This is a genomic window from Marinospirillum celere, assembly GCF_900112235.1.
GTDB classification, from domain to species: domain Bacteria; phylum Pseudomonadota; class Gammaproteobacteria; order Pseudomonadales; family Halomonadaceae; genus Marinospirillum; species Marinospirillum celere.
Map to the genome: position 1 here is coordinate 64,467 of NZ_FOLH01000001.1, position 16,396 is coordinate 80,862.

At 51.5% G+C, this 16,396-nt stretch carries 16 protein-coding genes; 6 read left to right on the forward strand and 10 right to left on the reverse strand.

The window, feature by feature from the left end; all coding sequences use genetic code 11:
• Positions 1 to 116 precede the first annotated feature (116 nt).
• Positions 117 to 1,340: a D-amino acid dehydrogenase gene (locus BM185_RS00290; RefSeq protein WP_091957624.1), complete on the forward strand. Its 1,224-nt coding sequence runs from the start codon at positions 117 to 119 to the stop codon at positions 1,338 to 1,340.
• Here BM185_RS00290 and leuA read toward each other — a convergent pair whose 3' ends face one another.
• Positions 1,341 to 3,011 (reverse strand): 2-isopropylmalate synthase, encoded by a 1,671-nt coding sequence (gene leuA / locus BM185_RS00295; RefSeq protein ID WP_091959814.1) that lies wholly within the window; start codon positions 3,009 to 3,011, stop codon positions 1,341 to 1,343. It abuts the gene before it with no gap.
• A 179-nt stretch (positions 3,012 to 3,190) separates the two neighbouring features.
• Here leuA and BM185_RS00300 point away from each other — a divergent pair, with 179 nt between their 5' ends.
• Positions 3,191 to 3,664: an Lrp/AsnC family transcriptional regulator gene (locus BM185_RS00300; RefSeq protein ID WP_091957627.1), complete on the forward strand. Its 474-nt coding sequence runs from the start codon at positions 3,191 to 3,193 to the stop codon at positions 3,662 to 3,664.
• 25 nt (positions 3,665 to 3,689) lie between these two features.
• On the opposite strand, the gene BM185_RS00305 is transcribed toward BM185_RS00300, so the two are convergent.
• The 6 genes from BM185_RS00305 to pyp all read right to left on the reverse strand — a co-directional run bounded on the left by BM185_RS00305 (position 3,690) and on the right by pyp (position 9,282).
• Complete coding sequence (locus BM185_RS00305) at positions 3,690 to 4,514, reverse strand: HPP family protein (protein ID WP_091957629.1); 825 nt, start codon at positions 4,512 to 4,514, stop codon at positions 3,690 to 3,692.
• A gap of 38 nt (positions 4,515 to 4,552) precedes the next feature.
• A complete protein-coding gene (locus BM185_RS00310; RefSeq protein WP_091957631.1) occupies positions 4,553 to 5,494 on the reverse strand; it encodes an SPFH domain-containing protein in 942 nt (313 codons plus the stop codon).
• A gap of 4 nt (positions 5,495 to 5,498) precedes the next feature.
• Positions 5,499 to 5,960, reverse strand: a complete 462-nt coding sequence (locus tag BM185_RS00315; protein WP_091957634.1) for an NfeD family protein — start codon at positions 5,958 to 5,960, stop codon at positions 5,499 to 5,501.
• Between the two features lie 73 nt (positions 5,961 to 6,033).
• On the reverse strand, positions 6,034 to 7,608 hold the full coding sequence (locus BM185_RS00320; protein WP_091957638.1) for an HAL/PAL/TAL family ammonia-lyase: 1,575 nt from the start codon (positions 7,606 to 7,608) through the stop codon (positions 6,034 to 6,036).
• 6 nt (positions 7,609 to 7,614) lie between these two features.
• On the reverse strand, positions 7,615 to 8,880 hold the full coding sequence (locus tag BM185_RS00325) for an AMP-binding protein (protein ID WP_091957641.1): 1,266 nt from the start codon (positions 8,878 to 8,880) through the stop codon (positions 7,615 to 7,617).
• 24 nt (positions 8,881 to 8,904) lie between these two features.
• Positions 8,905 to 9,282 carry a photoactive yellow protein gene (gene pyp / locus BM185_RS00330; RefSeq protein WP_091957642.1) on the reverse strand — a complete coding sequence of 126 codons (378 nt, stop codon included), beginning with the start codon at positions 9,280 to 9,282 and terminating at the stop codon, positions 8,905 to 8,907.
• Positions 9,283 to 9,517: 235 nt separating this feature from the next.
• Here pyp and BM185_RS00335 point away from each other — a divergent pair, with 235 nt between their 5' ends.
• Positions 9,518 to 10,009, forward strand: a complete 492-nt coding sequence (locus BM185_RS00335) for an Hsp20 family protein (protein WP_342713659.1) — start codon at positions 9,518 to 9,520, stop codon at positions 10,007 to 10,009.
• Positions 10,010 to 10,026: 17 nt separating this feature from the next.
• Here the strand turns inward: BM185_RS00335 and BM185_RS00340 are convergent, their stop codons facing one another.
• Positions 10,027 to 11,262, reverse strand: coding sequence for a methyltransferase (locus BM185_RS00340; RefSeq protein WP_091957644.1), 1,236 nt, complete (start codon positions 11,260 to 11,262; stop codon positions 10,027 to 10,029).
• A gap of 82 nt (positions 11,263 to 11,344) precedes the next feature.
• Here BM185_RS00340 and arsS point away from each other — a divergent pair, with 82 nt between their 5' ends.
• A complete protein-coding gene (arsS, locus tag BM185_RS00345) occupies positions 11,345 to 12,310 on the forward strand; it encodes an arsenosugar biosynthesis radical SAM (seleno)protein ArsS (RefSeq protein ID WP_091957646.1) in 966 nt (321 codons plus the stop codon).
• Positions 12,311 to 12,319: 9 nt separating this feature from the next.
• Entirely contained in the window at positions 12,320 to 13,171 is an 852-nt protein-coding gene (locus BM185_RS00350) for a sterol desaturase family protein (protein ID WP_091957648.1), read from the forward strand.
• Here BM185_RS00350 and BM185_RS00355 read toward each other — a convergent pair.
• Entirely contained in the window at positions 13,118 to 14,149 is a 1,032-nt protein-coding gene (locus tag BM185_RS00355) for an SO_0444 family Cu/Zn efflux transporter (protein WP_091957650.1), read from the reverse strand. The two genes, BM185_RS00350 and BM185_RS00355, sit on opposite strands and share 54 nt — an antisense overlap.
• Before the next feature lie 78 nt (positions 14,150 to 14,227).
• Here BM185_RS00355 and BM185_RS00360 point away from each other — a divergent pair, with 78 nt between their 5' ends.
• Complete coding sequence (locus BM185_RS00360) at positions 14,228 to 14,626, forward strand: MerR family transcriptional regulator (protein WP_091957652.1); 399 nt, start codon at positions 14,228 to 14,230, stop codon at positions 14,624 to 14,626.
• An 11-nt stretch (positions 14,627 to 14,637) separates the two neighbouring features.
• Here the strand turns inward: BM185_RS00360 and ilvD are convergent, their stop codons facing one another.
• Positions 14,638 to 16,308, reverse strand: coding sequence for a dihydroxy-acid dehydratase (ilvD, locus tag BM185_RS00365; RefSeq protein ID WP_091959820.1), 1,671 nt, complete (start codon positions 16,306 to 16,308; stop codon positions 14,638 to 14,640).
• Between the last annotated feature and the right edge of the window lie 88 nt (positions 16,309 to 16,396).

Genomic DNA, 16,396 nt, shown 5'->3' on the forward strand with positions numbered 1-16,396 from the left:
AAAAACTGTCATTTCATTCTATTTAGATAGATTTGCTGGTCTGAATAATTTTTTTGGTCGAAAAAACTAGATAAATTTGTCTAGACTTAACAATAAATTTGTTAAGTGGAGGCAGCATGAAGAAAATTGCCGTTATTGGTGGAGGTATTGCTGGTGTTACTACAGCCTATGCCCTCTTGCGCAGGGGTTATGAAGTCACCCTTTACGAATCTCAGCGTTATGCTGCCATGGAAACCTCCTATGCCAATGGTGGTCAGCTTTCTGCAAGTAATGCTGCCGTTTGGAACTCCTGGCCGACCCTTTTGAAAGGAATGCGTTGGCTGTTTACACCTGAAGCTCCATTGCTGGTGAATCCCAAGCCCTCCTGGCAAAAAATATCCTGGATGGCAAAATTCGTTGGTGCTATTCCCAGGCATGATGAAAACACCTGTGAAACGGTACGCTTGGCACTCGCTGCGCGTGAGCACTTGTTCGGCTGGGCAAAGGAAGAAGGCATTGATTTTGATTTAAAGAAAAAGGGCATACTACACATTTATCGCAGTGAAGCAGAATTTCATGAAGCTGAGCGAGTACACCGACTCCTGGTGGAGTCCGGCCTTGAACGCTATGCCGTTACTCCCGAAGAAATCAAAGAAATTGAGCCAAGTCTGCAAGGTAAAATCTATTCGGGCTACTACACACCCAGCGATGCGACGGGCGATATTCACAAGTATACACAAGGCTTGGCTGCAGCCTGTGAGCGTTTGGGCGGAAAAATCCTCTATCGCCAGCAGGTCTTTCAATTGCTGACCGACCAACGCAAAACCTGGGTGGTTGCTGGTGAAAACAACCAACAAAGAGAGCCGGTTAGCTATGACAAGGTAGTGATTTGTGCCGGGGTGGGCAGTAAAAAATTAGCCGCGCAAGTGGGTGACCACTTGCCGATTTATCCGGTTAAGGGCTATTCCATTACGGTACGCCTCAAAGATAAAGACAGCCGGGCTGCTGCGCCTAATGTCAGTCTTTTGGATGAAGCCAACAAGCTGGTCTCCAGTCGTCTGGGAGCTCAGCGCCTGCGGGTTGCAGGTACGGCCGAGTTTAATGGCTACAACAAGGATATTCGTGCTGACCGCATTCAGCCACTGATTCGCTGGGTTGAAGAATTCTTTCCTGGGGTGGCTACAAATGACGTGGTTCCCTGGACGGGCTTGCGGCCCATGACCCCGGACATGATGCCCAGGGTTGGGCCAGGTAAATCACCCAGTGTTTATTACAATACCGGCCATGGTCATTTGGGATGGACCCTGGCGGCAGCAACCGCTGAACAGGTGGCCTCAATGATAGATGAGGCCAGTAGCTGATTAAGCCGCCTGGGTTTGCCGTGAGACCAAAGCTGGGCTGACTGCTGCCAGGACCGCATTCAGGTTGGCAGCAACAGTGTCTTCGCTAATGGCAACGCCTGAGAAGGTTTGCTCACCGACTTGCAATTGAATATAGGTTGCAGCCTTGGCATCGCTTCCGGTTGCCAGGGAATGCTCATTGTATTCGGTGACCTGGATTTCGCAGCCCAATTGGTCTTTTAATGCTTCCGTCAGGGCATGGATCGCCCCCTTGCCTTCGCCACGCAGTTCACGGGTTTCACCCCGCTGGCGAATCACTGCCGTCAGATAATCCTGGTCACTGCGCTCCAACTGGTAGCTGACCAATTCGGCTAAGTCCGGATGAGCAAGATAGGTTGCGTTGAAGGTGTCCCAGATTTCCTGGCGCTTCAATTCTCTTGCTTCCGCTTCGGTTTTTGCCTGAACTTTGCGGGAAAACTCCATCTGTAACCAGCGTGGCAGTTTTAAGCCCTGGTCAGCTTCCAGAATATAGGCAACACCGCCCTTGCCAGACTGGCTGTTAATGCGAATAACGGCCTCATAGCTGCGACCCAAATCCTGGGGGTCTATGGGCAAATAAGCCACATTCCAGCCTTGTTCAGGCTCTTGTCGGCTCAAAGACTTCTTGATGGCATCCTGATGGCTGCCAGAGAAGGCGGTGTAAACCAGTTCGCCCACGTAAGGATGACGTGGATTCACAGGAATTTGGGTGCAGGCTTCGACGACTTCAACAATTTCTTCGGCATCGGCCAAATAAAGCTCTGGGTCGACACCCTGGCTGTACAGATTCATGGCCAGGGTGATCACATCCATATTGCCGGTACGCTCGCCATTACCCATCAGCGTGCCCTCAACCCGATCAGCCCCAGCCATCAGACCCAATTCAGCAGCGGCCACGGCACAGCCGCGGTCGTTATGGGTGTGCAGACTGATTTCCACGGCATCCCTTTGCTGGATATGACGGCAGAACCATTCAATTTGATCGGCAAAAACATTGGGCGTGGACATTTCCACGGTCGCTGGCAGATTGAGAAGGATTTTGTTGTCTGGTGTGGGTTGCCATTCTTTGACTACTGCATCGCAGATTTCGACTGCAAAATCCAACTCAGTACCGGTAAAGCTTTCAGGTGAATATTCCAAGCGCCATTCAGTGTCCGGGTGCTGGGCCACCCGCTCTTTAACCAAGCGTACCCCCTGAACGGCAATAGCCGTGATTTCTTCACGACTCATCTGGAACACCTGCTCGCGCTGGACTGTCGAGGTGGAGTTGTAAACGTGCACGATGGCTTTTTTGACACCTTTCAGAGCCTCAATGGTGCGATCGATCAGGTGTTCACGAGCCTGAGTCAGTACCTGAACAGTGACATCATCCGGAATCAGGTTTTCGTCAATCAAGGCCCGCACAAAATCAAAATCAGGCTGGGAAGCTGCTGGAAAGCCGACTTCGATTTGCTTAAAGCCTATTTTAACCAGCAGCTTAAAAAGGCGCTTTTTTTGCTCAACCGTCATGGGGTCGATCAGTGCCTGGTTACCATCACGTAGATCAACACTGCACCAGATGGGTGCCTTATCCAATACTTGATTGGGCCACTGACGATCCGTCAAGTTGACGGGTTGGAAAGGGCGATACTTGGTGTGATCAAAAGCTGTCATGGTCATCGCTCGCTTGGCTGTTGGATGGAGAATTTGATGTAGATCAGTGTAGCTGAAAGCAAAGGATGAAAGATTGCGGATATGCTTTTTATTTTCAGTATTTTGATTTCCAATTGCTTTATATATTGTTTTTTGGGTGATAGATTGCACTGGTCATTTTTTTATTGGTGGTGAGTGTGATGAAATTGGACCGTACCGACCGTCGTATCCTGGATGCTTTGCAAAAAGACAGCAGTATCAGCAATCAGGAGTTAGCTGAACAGGTGGGCCTATCTCCTTCTCCCTGTTCACGCAGAGTTAAGCAGTTACAGTATGAAGGCTATATCAGCCGCTATGTGGCGCGCTTGAACCAGTCCAAACTGGGACTGAAGTTGACGGCTTATATCCAAATTGCTCTGGATCGTCATACCCCGGATCGTTTTGCCGAGTTTGATCGTATTGTCAGCAGCTGCCCGGAGGTGGTGGAATGTTTTCTGGTGACCGGACAATCAGCAGACTACACCGTTAAGGTGGTGGTGCCGGATATGGAGTTCTACCAGGAGTTTCTATTGAATACCATTACCCAAATTCCCGGGGTGACAGGCGTTCATTCCAGCTTTGTAATGCGTAAGGTCGTGGATAATACCGAGGTTTCGTTAAAGCACCTGGCTTGATACCAGGAAGGATCAGCGAGGTTTCTCAAGATGTTTTCTTGAGCAGTCGATTCACTTTACGCTTTCGCCTGGCTTCTTCTTGACGCTTGCGGTTTTCTTCTTCAATTCTTAAGGAAGCCTGGTATTTGGCACGTTGGTAAAGCTCGGTCAACTCTTCGGTAGTGATGTCGCGATAGGAATCCAGCTCGGCCAGGGCAGCATCAAAGTCTTCAGGTTCGGGTTCCGCAGAAAAATTCTTCGGTAGCTGGGGTTCGGTATAAGAAGACAAGGCCAGGTAAACCGGATAGCGACGCCAGGGAAAGAGACTGTTGAATAGAATGGCAACCAGTAAGAGGCTGACGACATTCATTAATACCGGTGTAAAGAGATAGGCATAGCCTAGAGAGTGCACCTGTTCGCCACCAATGACCGCAATCATGGCGGTTGCCCCACCTGGTGGGTGAATGCAGTGCAGATAGTGCATCGCACCCATGGCCAAGGCTACAGCCAGGGCGGGTGTCCACCAATCAATAGGGAAAAAGCGGCTCAGGGTAACGCCTATGGTTGCAGCAACCAGGTGACCGCCCATGACCGGCCAGGGTTGGGATAGGGCACCATGAGGCATACCAAAAATCAGAATGGCGCTGGCACCCATGGAGGCGATCATGAGCAGTGAGCTGCTGTCGGCCAGATACCAGCTGGATATTTCCCGGATGGTAATCAGGCCGATCAGAACACCTGCAACAGAAATTAATTTCTCTGTATGCGAAGTGGAGTTCTTGTCAATTCCCAGCAGATTGCTGAGGTAGTTGAAAAAACGCTGCATTCTGGCCCCGATACTGGCTGAATTAGAGGATATTCCAGCCAGCATACAAAGGCCTTCCAGCTGGGGCAAGTCGGCCTTAAGCGTTAAGCTGATTTAACGCCTTGAGCGGTTTTGAGAACCTCAGTAATACCGGCTACGGCACCACCAATATTAGCCAGTTCAGCTGGAATAATCATGGTGTTGTTGGTTTTCGCCAGATTACCGAATTCTTTCACGTATTGCTCAGCAACGCGCAAGCTGACGGCATCACGGCCACCTTCTTCTTTGATTGCCAGAGCGATTTTACGAAGACCTTCAGCAGTTGCTGTTGCTATCAGTTCAATTTCTTGGGCGCGGCCTTCAGCTTCATTGATTTGTTTGAGCTTTTCACCTTCCGAGAGGTTAATCACTTCCTGCTTCTGACCTTCAGAAACATTGATCATGGCCTGACGTTCACCTTCGGATTTGGCAATGGCAGCGCGGCGTTCACGCTCGGCACGCATCTGCTGTTCCAAAGCATCCTTGATGCTGGCCGGCAGTTCGATGTCGGAGATTTCGTAACGCAATACCTTGATGCCCCAAGGCTTGGCGGCGTCATCCAGGGCGCGGACCACTTCCTCGTTGATTTTGGCCCTTTCTTCAAAGGTTTTATCCAGGTCTGTTTGACCAATCACCGAACGCATGGTGGTCTGGGCCAGCTGGGAAGCAGCATAGCGGTAGTTGTTAATGCCATAACTGGCCTGGTGAGCATCCACCACCTGGATGTACATGACACCATTGATACCGACCTGGATGTTGTCTTTAGTGACACAAGCCTGGCGCTCAACATCGATCACTTCTTCTTTGAGTGTGTGAGCATAGGCCACCTTGTCGATAAAGGGGATGAGGATGTGAAAACCAGAATCCAGAGTCCGGTTATATTTGCCCAGGCGTTCAATTACAAAGTTGGATCTTTGTGGAACGATGCGTGCTGACTTGAGCACAGTAATAACAACAAAAAGTGCCAGGCCAATGGCCAGAAGGCTACCAAAATCCACATTAGTCATTCTACTACTCCTTGGATGTTGCTGAGTTGGGGGATTGCTGAGTAACAAACAGCTGGATGCCGCGGTTGGCAGTTACCCAGGCGATGTCGCCTTTTTTGAGAGAGTCTTCACTGTAAGCATCCCAGGGAACGCCATTGAGAAGGACGCGTCCTGCACCCTGTTGAAAATCTTCGATGACTTCGACCCTTTGTCCAATTTCCTGTTGAAAGTGCTGATTGGAATTTTGAGTGTTACGCGTTTCACCGACAAACCAGGTTTTCAGTTTTCGACGGGCAAGCAACAGGGAGGTGGCACTGACCAGACTGAACACCACCAGTTGCGCTGTCAGGCTGTCGACCCAGCCGAGCTGCAGGGCAATGCCCGCAGCCAGAGCACCGAGGCCAAGAAAAACAGCAACAATACTGGTGGCCAGCAATTCAGAGAGAATCAGCAGCAGGCCAATAGCTATCCAGATGAGGGGTGTCATTTAGCCTCCTTGCGGCCAGATGGATTTACAGGAGGCTTAGACTGAAGGCTTTCTGATAAAACTACAAGCTTGATTATGTTAAAAAAGGTGCCATCAGGGTGGGGTTGGTAAATTGTTGGCTCAGTTGTTGAATATCGCCAGCAAGTGGGCGGTCATCGGTCAGGCCATCGGCTGTTTTGCGCACCGCTCGATGCAGTTGCGTGGCTGACTTGGAAAAGCCGGCTGAGGCACCGCCCTTGAGTTCATAGCCTTGGCTAAGAATCAGGCTTTCAATGGCTAGAAGTTCACTTAAACGCTCAAGAGTGGTCGCACAGCGCCTGGCTGCCAGAGTACCCATCGTCACCACATCCTGGTTATTGGCATTGGTAGCGATGGATTGAATGCTGGCTGGGCTGGCCTGGGTTCGCATTTCTGCAACCAGGGCAGTAGCTGTTACCTGAGCACCCATAAAACCACTGTGCAGGCCATTGTTATTACCACGCAGGAAGGGTGGCAGGCCATGATTCATTGAAGGGTCGGTAATCCTAGCAATACGTCTTTCACTGTGTACAGCCAGGGTGATTAAGGTATTGTTGAGTGCATCAGCAGCCAGAGCAATATGCTGACCAAAGAAGTTACCGCCGTGGAGTACTTCGCCACTTTCCGGCAGAAACAGTGGATTGTCGGTGACGGCATGGATTTCCCGGTCAACCACCTGCTGATGAAAATCCAGCGTGTCTTTGACCGCGCCCAAGTGCTGGGGAGCGCAGCGGAAAGTATAGGCATCCTGGGGCAAAGGCTGATGATGTCGTGCCTCGCCTTCGGGTAAATCGGCAGGTAAGCGGGGTGGAGGCTGCTCTACCTGCTGAAGTAACTGACTGTCTTGGCAGGCATTGAGAAGCGCTTGCTGAGCCCAGGCTTGACCTGGGTGAGGACGCAGCTCAGCCAGGCCGGGCTGTAAAGCTTCTAGATGACCGGACAGCAGTTCGCCATAAAGACCTGTTAGGGTGACAGAAAGCTTTAACAGACGCTCAGCCTGACAGGTATTCAGTGCCGCCATACCGGTCATGGCTGAAGTGCCATTAACCAGTGCCAAGGCATCTTTGCCTTCAGGGTTCAAAGGCTGAAGTCCGGCTTTTTCCAGGGCTTGAGCGGCATTCAGGGTTTCACCCTGCCACCAGACATCACCCTGACCCATAAGACCAAGAGTAATATGAGCCAGAGGCGTTAGGTCACCACTGGCACCTACGGTGCCTATGGCGGGGACCTGAGGGATCAGGTCTTGATTCAGGCAGTCGAGCAGTAGTTGCAAGGCTTCAGGACGAATGGCGGAATGGCCACGAGCCAGGGTCACTGCGCGGGCGGCCATAATGGCTCTGACTTGTTGCTTGCTCAGTAGCGGGCCTGTGCCACTGCTGAGATGATAAACCAGACCCTGCTGTAAACGGGCTGAAGCAGCTGTATCAACATAGGTATTGGCCAGGGGGCCATAGCCGGTCGTTACACCATAGATACGGCGTTTGTCATCAATCAGTTGCTCCAGGAAAACCCGGCATTGCTCAACAGCTTGCCAGCGATCTTCTCCAAGTTGCAAGCGGCTGCCCAAACTGATGGCTTCCAGTTGATGACTGGTTAGAGATCCCGCACCGGTCAGTTGAATACTAGTCATGGATGGTTACTCATTTAATGGAAGCGGACGGGTTTGCAAGGGCCAATCACAGGATTTACCCAGGTCATTGACGGGTAATTGGCTGCCCAGAGTAAAGGCTTTGGGTTGCTCAGCGGCAGCCAGATGCTGTCGACACCAGTTGTCTAGTTGTCGAATAAGGGCTTCAGGGTTTTTGGCTGCCTCTACTTCAGGAACTATAAAGGCTTTCAAGCGTTCTCCTTCGCTGGGTGACATCAGGCGTACTTTGGCGGCTTCAACACCCGGTAAGTCTTGCAGGCGCTTTTCCAACTGTTGGGGAAAAACATTAATTCCGCCGACTTGTACGGCTTCATCAAGTCGGCCTCGTGGATAGAAGGCCTGCTGGTTTTGCCATTCCAGTAAGTCATTCAGGGCAACCGGTTGATGAGAAGCTTTTTCCAGCAGTAACTCGTTACTGTCTTCAAAACGCTGCCAGCGGGGCAGTAGCTGGAAGGGTTGCTGGGGGTTGGCACGATAACCGATGCCCCCGGTTTCACTGGAGCCGTAAATTTCAACGAGTGATTGCAGCCCTTGTTGATGAAGCTGCTCGATAACCTTTGGATCACAGGGGCCGGTGGATGTCAGGCCGATAATGCCTTCAGGAAAGGTTTTTTGGCTGCGTGCCAGCTGTTTCCAGGCATAGGGAAAACCAACGATCAAATCGCCGGGCAAAAGTTTGCGGCCTTGAACCTGAAAAAAAGCCTGATGACCCCGGATGACAGGTACCTGTAAGCGGTCGGGTAAAATCACCGAAAATAGAAAGCCATAAATATGGTGGCAGGGGTTGAGTACCAGGATACGTTTGATGGGTTCTTTTTGAAGTGATGTAAAGTATTCACGAAAGTAATCAACTTCATTGACCAGGGTGTCCCAGGATTGCGGACAGGGTTTGGGCTCGCCGCTGCTGCCTGAGGTTAGAAAGGTTAAATTGCGCGAGCCGCGCTTGCGTGCTTCCTGGACCAGTTCGACCCATTCGCCCAGAGTTTTGAAGCGCAGTAGATAGTCTTCCAAACCACTTTCACGAATTTCAAAAAAATCAGCCACCCGAGTAGCCAGTGCCATTCTCTCCAAAGAATCAGCGTGAAGGGATAAGGCTTGATGACCACTCAGTGGGGTAGAAATCCAGGTGTCAGCCTTCCAATCTTCAGGAAATATCTCCTCAACGGCATGAGGGCGAAGCCCCTTGAGTTCATCAGCCAGTAGTGATCGAGTGACCTCAAATAGCTGTGTTGATGAGAGTTCCAGATTAGACATGCTGACCCCTGTTTCCTTAAGTGATTAAAGGCGCTTAACGAAGACCCAGTAGCTATCACCAGTGAGGGCTTTTTTCATGTGTACCTTCACTTTGGTGGGCTTCATTTCATAGTCAAAGGTGTACTCGAACATGACGTTCAGGTTGCCTGATTTAACACCTTCATCAAAGCGACCTTTGAACTCGGGGCGGTTAGTACAGGGAGCGACCTCTTTAAAGAAGCTCTTACCAATAACCTTGCCGGGATCACGTCCGGTGATATCACCTTCTGCAGCGTTGTACTGCAGGATTTTGCCTTGTCCATCAAGTTGAATCGCACCGAAGGCAACATCATCCAACTGCTGCTTGGACATATTGGCCAGGCTGTTTTCAATGTTGTCGGAACCGAAAGATAGAACTTCCATGAGTTACTCCTGATATTTGCTGGGTTGTTGTGTTCATAGGTTTGCTACGCCATGTATAAGGTGGACCATGTATAGGTTTCTGTCAAGGATTGTACAATTATTTTTAAGAGATTTTTTTAGGCTTGAAAAAAACAGCAAAGACCCCATCTAAAAAAACCAAGAAAGTCGTCGATTCCAGAGGCTTTCTGACTGTTGTTAACTGGGTTTGTTGATCGATTGCTTAGAGGAGGATCTGATGATGAACTCAATTGACCTGACTCCCTTCTATCGTAGCAGTGTTGGTTTTGATCGCCTGGGCAGTCTGTTGGATTCGGCTTTGCGTTCCGAGCAGAATGCCGGTGGTTACCCTCCCTATAACATCGAGGTCGTGGATGAAAACCACTATGCCGTTACCCTGGCGGTTGCTGGTTTTGAAGAAAGCGAACTAGATGTACAGGTTGAAGGCGGCCTGTTAACAATCAAAGGCCAAAAAGCTGAGAAAGAGGGGGATAAAGAACGTGAATTTGTTCACCAGGGTATTGCCTTCCGCTCTTTTGAGCGCAAATTCAGCTTGGCTGATCATGTCGAAGTCAAGGGTGCGCGCCTGCAAAATGGCCTTCTGGAAATTAATCTGGTCAAGGTGATTCCTGAAGCCATGAAACCCAAGCGCATCACTATTGAAAGCCAACAGGATGAACAACAGCGGTCGACCCTGGAACATCAGGCCAGTGAAGACAAAGCGGCCTGATCCTGCCTTAATTCGATTTAGGCCTGCTCTTGAGAGCGGGCCATTTTCATTTCTGGAAGCCAGGCATCAATTAACAGGTTACGAGGCGTTAATTCCCGCTTACAGAAGTGCCCCAGCTTGACCTGATAGCCAGCTTCCTCAAGTGCTAATACATAGTCCAGGACCAGCCAGATCTCCAAAGGGCGGCGAAACAGGTGCCTGAGAAGCTCATGGCGTTGAACCTGAATCAGGCGCTTTTCGCCTCGTTCTTCCCATTCACTGAAATCGATTTGAGGTGGCAGTTGGAGTCCCTTGTGTTCTGCAGCCCAGCGACAAAAATCAGCAAAACTGCCTTGCAGCCAGCGCGGTGAAACCGAGGGCAGGGGTAAATACTGATCCTGCTGAAATAGCTGGCGCTGCAAGGCATCAAAGCCCAATCGCCAGGTTTTGAGTTGATCTCTTTGGCGGGCTACCCGTTCGGGAGCAGTGACAGTTTCCTGAACGGCCAGACGTAACAAGCTCTTATCCAGCCCTTGTAAAAGGCTGTTTTTGGCCTGTTGGGAGAGGGGCTGCCAGCTATCGGCTGCAATCAAGTGATAACAACAGGGCGAAAAACTCAGACGTGGCAGGCGATGTTGAATGGCTTTTTTGATTAACTGGCGATGAAGATCACCGCAGGCATGCAGGGCCACGCCATGCGGCTCCTGGGGCCAAGCCTCTTTGAAAGCCAGGACATCCTGCTGTTGAATTCTGACGGCATCCCCAGCGGCTTCTGCCAGTTGATTACCCTTGTTGACCAGTTGTATATCCTTTTCTAAACCCAGAACCGGGTGTTGAGTTTGAGCGGCTAGCGTACGGGCCAAATGACCGCTGCCAGAACACCAATCAAAGATAGGGCTTGGCAGTGGCAGTAGGGCACCGACCAGAGCACCGGCTTGAAGGCGTTTGCGACCAGGCATGGCTTTAGCGTATTTTTCTGGCAGACTGCAGTCTTTGCCGCCCACCAGGGGTAGTTCAAGCAAGTGGCTGCGATCTGCAAGCGCAGGTAACCAGGCTTGCAGTGGCTGGCAGAGTTGATCTGGGTGTTGCTCAAAATTTTCGCAATCAGCAGTTCCCAGGTTTTCCAGCCAGGCTGCCATTTCAGGATAATGGAGAGTCCAGTCAGGCTGGCTAGTAAAAGGCTGAGCAATCCAGAAGGGCCGATGTTGGTGCAACCAGGAGTCCAAAAGTTGCCAATGCTTGGCCGCTTCGAGGTAAGAAGTAGTTGAACTCATGGATTTTTTTCAGGCCTATGTAAGATATGCAGGAAAGCAACGACTAAACTGAACACGATAGCGAATTCTTAAGGAGATTCAGATGCATGCCACCCTGCCACGCTTGATAGCAACCGACTTTCCAGCCCTGGCTCGCGGTCAGCTGGAAGTTTTACAGGCCAATATTACCCTAACCTGCAATCAGTCTTGCTTTCATTGTCATGTGGCTTCCAGCCCCAAGCGCAAAGAAGCGATGAGTCAGGAAACGCTGGAACTTTTGTTAGCCATGCTGGATCGGAACCCGAGCATTCATACTCTGGATGTTACCGGGGGCGCGCCTGAACTTCATCCCCAATTTCGCTGGTTGGTTCAGGAAGCGCGTAAGCGGGATGTGAAAGTCATTGATCGCTGCAACCTGACGATTCTTTGTGAACCCGGACAGGAAACGACTGCAGAATTTTTGGCTGAGAACCAAGTGGAAGTGGTGGCTTCTTTACCCTGCTATTCGGCGAAAAATGTCGATGCCCAGCGGGGTGATGGTGTATTTGAAGCCAGTTTGAAAGGACTCAAGCAACTTAATGATCTGGGTTATGGCAAGGAAGGCAGTGGCCTGCAGTTGAATCTGGTGTATAACCCGCTCGGTCCCAGTTTGCCGCCTGCTCAGCAGGAATTGGAGGCTGCATATAAACAAGAGTTGTACAAGCATTTTGGTATTCATTTTAATCATCTTTTAACTCTTGCCAACATGCCGATTCAGCGTTTTGGCAGCACCCTGATCAGCCGTGGTGAGTTTGAAACCTATATGGATCTGCTGAAAGCCAGCTTTAATCATGCCACCCTGCCGGGGCTGATGTGCTTGAATACCCTCTCGGTGGACTATTTGGGCCAGGTACATGATTGTGATTTCAACCAGCAACTCCAACTGCCCCTGGGTGATGCCCAACAAGCGGTTCATCTGCAGGATCTTTTGGATGCTGACCTGCAGGGCCAACCCATTCGTGTCGCGGATCATTGCTATGGCTGCACCGCAGGCCAGGGCAGTAGTTGCGGTGGAGCCTTGTCACAATAAGGAGTAAAAATGGACGGTGAAGCGACCTTCAGACTGGGTATTTTTCTCCTAGTACTCTTGCTGGTGGCCAGCCTGGAATTCTGGCAGCCCAAGCGCCAGTGGCGCGAGTCGCGCAAAAAACGCTGGGGTATTAACCTGGGGCTGATCGCTTTAAATGTGGTCATTCAGCGTGCCACCTTGGGGGCAGCGGCTGTACTGATGGCTGTGCATGTTCAGGCTGAAGGCTGGGGGTTGCTCAACCTTGTGGAGCTGCCCTGGTGGCTGGCTTTTTTGATCGGTCTTTTGTTGCTGGATTTGGCCATCTACCTGCAGCATGTGCTGGCGCATGCTTTGCCGTTTTTTTGGCGTTTGCATCAGGTGCATCATGCCGACCTGGATCTGGATGTTACTAGCGGCTTAAGGTTTCATCCTCTAGAAATCCTCTTGTCCTTGATCTACAAGGTAGCCGTGGTTGCCGCCCTGGGTCTGCATCCGCTGACGGTGCTGGTATTTGAAGCTCTGCTCAATGCCGCTTCCATGTTCAGTCATGCCAATATCCGCCTTAAACCTCGTCTGGAAAGAGTCATCCGCTGGTTTGTCATCACCCCAGATATGCATCGGATTCACCACTCCATCCACCCGCGGGAAACCAACAGTAACTATGGTTTTTTTCTTTCCATCTGGGACAGGTTGCTGGGCACCTATACCCAGGACCCCAAAGACGGCCATTTAAAGATGACTCTGGGGCTGGATTACCAGCAAATGCAGGAAAAGCTGGGTTTGAAAGACCTGTTGCTGATGCCCTTCAAACCCCTTCCCAAAGCGGATTCAGAAACCCAGCAGTCGTCGTCTCAGGGGTCGAACAGCCAGGGTAGTCAGTAGCAGCAGGGCTAGAATCTCCAGGAAAAAGGGCAGTAGCTCCTGCACCTGGCTGGCCTGAGTCACAGGGTTGAGATCCGTAAAAGTTAACAGATAATCCAGCAACCAGCCAAGAGTGACGGTGACCAGCAGAATACTGCCCAAATAAATCAGCAAGCCCTGGGTGCCGAATTCCCGACGCAAAAGTCCCAGGGTGGCCAGGCTGGTAATGGGGCCGGCCAGCAAAAACACTAAAGCCATGCCGGGTGAAATGCCCGTCAACAGCAGGCCAGCTGCAATAGGGGTCGCTGCTGCTGCGCAGATGTAAAGCGGAATACCGATTACCGCCATTAACATCAAGGGGAGCAAGCCACCGGATAGGCCAGACAGGGTTGCCGGTGGCACCAGAGTGACCAGCACTCCAGCAAGCAGAAGACCGGCAAAAACCCAGGCACTGATATCATCCAGCAGATCGCTAAAGGCATAGCGCAGGCCGTTACTCAAGCCTATCGGTTCGCTGGTTTTTGCCTCACTGCTGCCACAGCCTGAGTTGCTGGAGGCACAGCAGGAACTGGATTCTGATTGAGCGGTTGGTTGGTTTTTAGAGTGGGTTAAGCCAACGAGCAGGCCGGTGGTGATCGCCGTTACCAGGGCACCCAGAACTCGCATCCCGGCCATAAAAGGCCCCAGCAGCACACTGGTCAGCAAAACTGAGTCCACCCCAACGCCGGGTGTACTAATTAGAAAGGAGGTGGTTGGCCCCCGCCCGGCACCGCCGCGATGCAAGGCCAGCGCGGTGGGAATCGCACCACAGGAACACAAGGGTAGGGGCATGCCAATGACTGCGGCTCGCGAAATACTGCCCAGTCCCTGACCGCCCATCCAGCGTTGTAATAGCCGTTCTGGTAACCAGGCTTTAATCAGCCCAGCAATAAACAGACCCAACAGCAGCCAGGGGGCAGCGCTTAAAGCAACACTTAAGATTTCCATTGCAAACTGCATTTCTCTTCTCCAATAGGGCTTGTCGCCATAGGTATTTAGAGCTAGCCTAAACCCTGTAATCGTTACAGGGTCAAGACCATGACAGAGAAATATCGTATTGGTGAAGTCGCTACCCGAACCGGCTGCTCACCAGAAAGCATTCGCCACTATGAAAAGCTTGGTCTTTTGCCTCATCCTCAGCGCAGCGAGCAGGGCTACCGCTACTATGACCAAGCGGCACTGGAGCGTATTGGCTTTATTCGCCACGGTCGTCATCTGGGCTTGCAGCTGGAAGCCATTCGTGACCTTCTGGAGCTTTCAGACAATCCAGATGCCGACTGTACAGCGGCTGACGAGATGGCTAGCCATCATCTGCAGCAACTGGAAGAGCGCATTGCCTCCTTACAAGCCTTGGCTGACGAGCTAAGAGGGGTCGCTCATCAGTGCCGAGGTGGCAAGGTAGCCCAGTGCCGAATTATTCAGAGTTTATACGACTAGGCTACTTTTTATTAATCGGTTAAAGCACCCTTGGAAGCGGAGCCAACAAGGCGTGCATATTTTGCCAGCACTCCCCGGGTGTATTTAGGCTGGGGCGGCTGCCAGGCCTGCAGGCGGCGTTCGAGTTCCTGTTCAGAAACCTCGAGTTCGATGCGGTTGTTAACGGCATCAATGGTGATGGTATCGCCTTCTTCGACCAGCGCAATGGGGCCACCTTCGGCTGCTTCGGGTGTGATATGACCGACCACAAAACCATGGCTGCCCCCGGAAAAGCGCCCATCTGTTATTAAGGCAACTTCGCTGCCCAGGCCTCTGCCCATAATGGCCGAGGTGGGGCTGAGCATTTCGCGCATACCTGGTCCGCCTTTGGGGCCTTCATAGCGAATCACCAACACATCACCGGCAACCACCTGGCCATCAAGAATTTTCTCCTGAGCTTCTTCTTCAGAATGAAACACTCTGGCCCGACCGGTAAAGTGGGTGCCTTCCTTGCCTGTGATTTTGGCAACCGCTCCGGTGGGTGCCAGGTTGCCGTATAAAATACGCAGGTGGCTGTCGGCTTTGATGGGATTGTCGAAGGCATGAATGATGCTTTGCTCTTCGGGGTAGGGTGCAACCTCAGCCAGGTTTTCAGCCAGCGTCTTGCCAGTGACCGTCAGGCAGTCGCCCTGCAGCAGTCCGCGCTCTAACAGCATTTTCATCAGAGGCTGAATACCGCCAATAGCCACCAGTTCCGACATCATATAATGGCCACTGGGTCGCAAGTCGGCCAGTACCGGTACACGTTTGCCAATTTCGGTGAAGTCTTCCAGGGATAAGTCCACGCCCACTGTATTGGCCATGGCCAGCAAATGCAGCACTGCATTGGTGGAGCCGCCCAGGGTAATAACCACAGTGATGGCATTTTCAAAGGCTTTTCGAGTCATGATGTCGGAAGGCTTGATGTCCTTTTCCAGCAGTTGGAGAACCGCAGCACCTGCTTCACGGCAATCCTCCAATTTGCTGTCGGATACGGCATTCTGTGCCGAGCTGCCCGGCAGACTCATACCCAGGGCTTCAATCGCCGAGGCCATAGTATTGGCTGTGTACATACCGCCACAGGAACCTGGCCCGGGAATGGCTGTTTCTTCGATGCGTTTGACTTCAATCAGATCCATCTTGCCCTGAGCATGGGCACCGACTGCTTCAAATACAGAGATGATATCTGTGTGGTTTTCGCCGGGCAGAATGGTGCCGCCATAGACAAATACAGAGGGTCGATTCAGTCGAGCGAGACCCATAATGCAGCCGGGCATATTTTTGTCACAGCCACCTATGGCCACCAAACCATCAAAGCCCTCGCAGCCAGCGACTGTTTCAATGGAGTCAGCGATCACTTCGCGGGAGACCAGTGAATACTTCATGCCTTCAGTGCCATTGGCGATGCCATCCGACACGGTAATGGTATTAAATATCAGGGATTTACCCCCTGCTTCGTCGGCACCGGCGGCTGACTCTTCGGCTAGGCGGTTGATGTGCATATTGCAAGGGGTCAGATTACTCCAGGTCGAGGCAATACCTACCTGGGGTTTTTGAAAGTCTTCATCCTTGAAGCCAACGGCTCTTAACATGGCGCGACTAGCTGATTTACCAATACCATCGACCACGGGGGATGAATAGCGGCGATTCTTTTCTTGCGGCATGCTGAGCTCCTGCCAGGCTGAGTTATTGGCATCATCCTGACAGAAGCTTGTAGGCACAGCAATCAAGACCTTCCGTTTTCCAGATCGA

What these genes read in the sequence shown, in the direction of transcription:
- BM185_RS00290 (WP_091957624.1), top strand. Translation starts at nt 117, where the DNA reads ATGAAGAAAATTGCCGTTATTGGTGGAGGTATTGCTGGTGTTACTACA.
- leuA (WP_091959814.1), bottom strand. Translation starts at nt 3,011, where the DNA reads ATGACAGCTTTTGATCACACCAAGTATCGCCCTTTCCAACCCGTCAAC.
- BM185_RS00300 (WP_091957627.1), top strand. Translation starts at nt 3,191, where the DNA reads ATGAAATTGGACCGTACCGACCGTCGTATCCTGGATGCTTTGCAAAAA.
- BM185_RS00305 (WP_091957629.1), bottom strand. Translation starts at nt 4,514, where the DNA reads ATGCTGGCTGGAATATCCTCTAATTCAGCCAGTATCGGGGCCAGAATG.
- BM185_RS00310 (WP_091957631.1), bottom strand. Translation starts at nt 5,494, where the DNA reads ATGACTAATGTGGATTTTGGTAGCCTTCTGGCCATTGGCCTGGCACTT.
- BM185_RS00315 (WP_091957634.1), bottom strand. Translation starts at nt 5,960, where the DNA reads ATGACACCCCTCATCTGGATAGCTATTGGCCTGCTGCTGATTCTCTCT.
- BM185_RS00320 (WP_091957638.1), bottom strand. Translation starts at nt 7,608, where the DNA reads ATGACTAGTATTCAACTGACCGGTGCGGGATCTCTAACCAGTCATCAA.
- BM185_RS00325 (WP_091957641.1), bottom strand. Translation starts at nt 8,880, where the DNA reads ATGTCTAATCTGGAACTCTCATCAACACAGCTATTTGAGGTCACTCGA.
- pyp (WP_091957642.1), bottom strand. Translation starts at nt 9,282, where the DNA reads ATGGAAGTTCTATCTTTCGGTTCCGACAACATTGAAAACAGCCTGGCC.
- BM185_RS00335 (WP_342713659.1), top strand. Translation starts at nt 9,518, where the DNA reads ATGATGAACTCAATTGACCTGACTCCCTTCTATCGTAGCAGTGTTGGT.
- BM185_RS00340 (WP_091957644.1), bottom strand. Translation starts at nt 11,262, where the DNA reads ATGAGTTCAACTACTTCTTACCTCGAAGCGGCCAAGCATTGGCAACTT.
- arsS (WP_091957646.1), top strand. Translation starts at nt 11,345, where the DNA reads ATGCATGCCACCCTGCCACGCTTGATAGCAACCGACTTTCCAGCCCTG.
- BM185_RS00350 (WP_091957648.1), top strand. Translation starts at nt 12,320, where the DNA reads ATGGACGGTGAAGCGACCTTCAGACTGGGTATTTTTCTCCTAGTACTC.
- BM185_RS00355 (WP_091957650.1), bottom strand. Translation starts at nt 14,149, where the DNA reads ATGCAGTTTGCAATGGAAATCTTAAGTGTTGCTTTAAGCGCTGCCCCC.
- BM185_RS00360 (WP_091957652.1), top strand. Translation starts at nt 14,228, where the DNA reads ATGACAGAGAAATATCGTATTGGTGAAGTCGCTACCCGAACCGGCTGC.
- ilvD (WP_091959820.1), bottom strand. Translation starts at nt 16,308, where the DNA reads ATGCCGCAAGAAAAGAATCGCCGCTATTCATCCCCCGTGGTCGATGGT.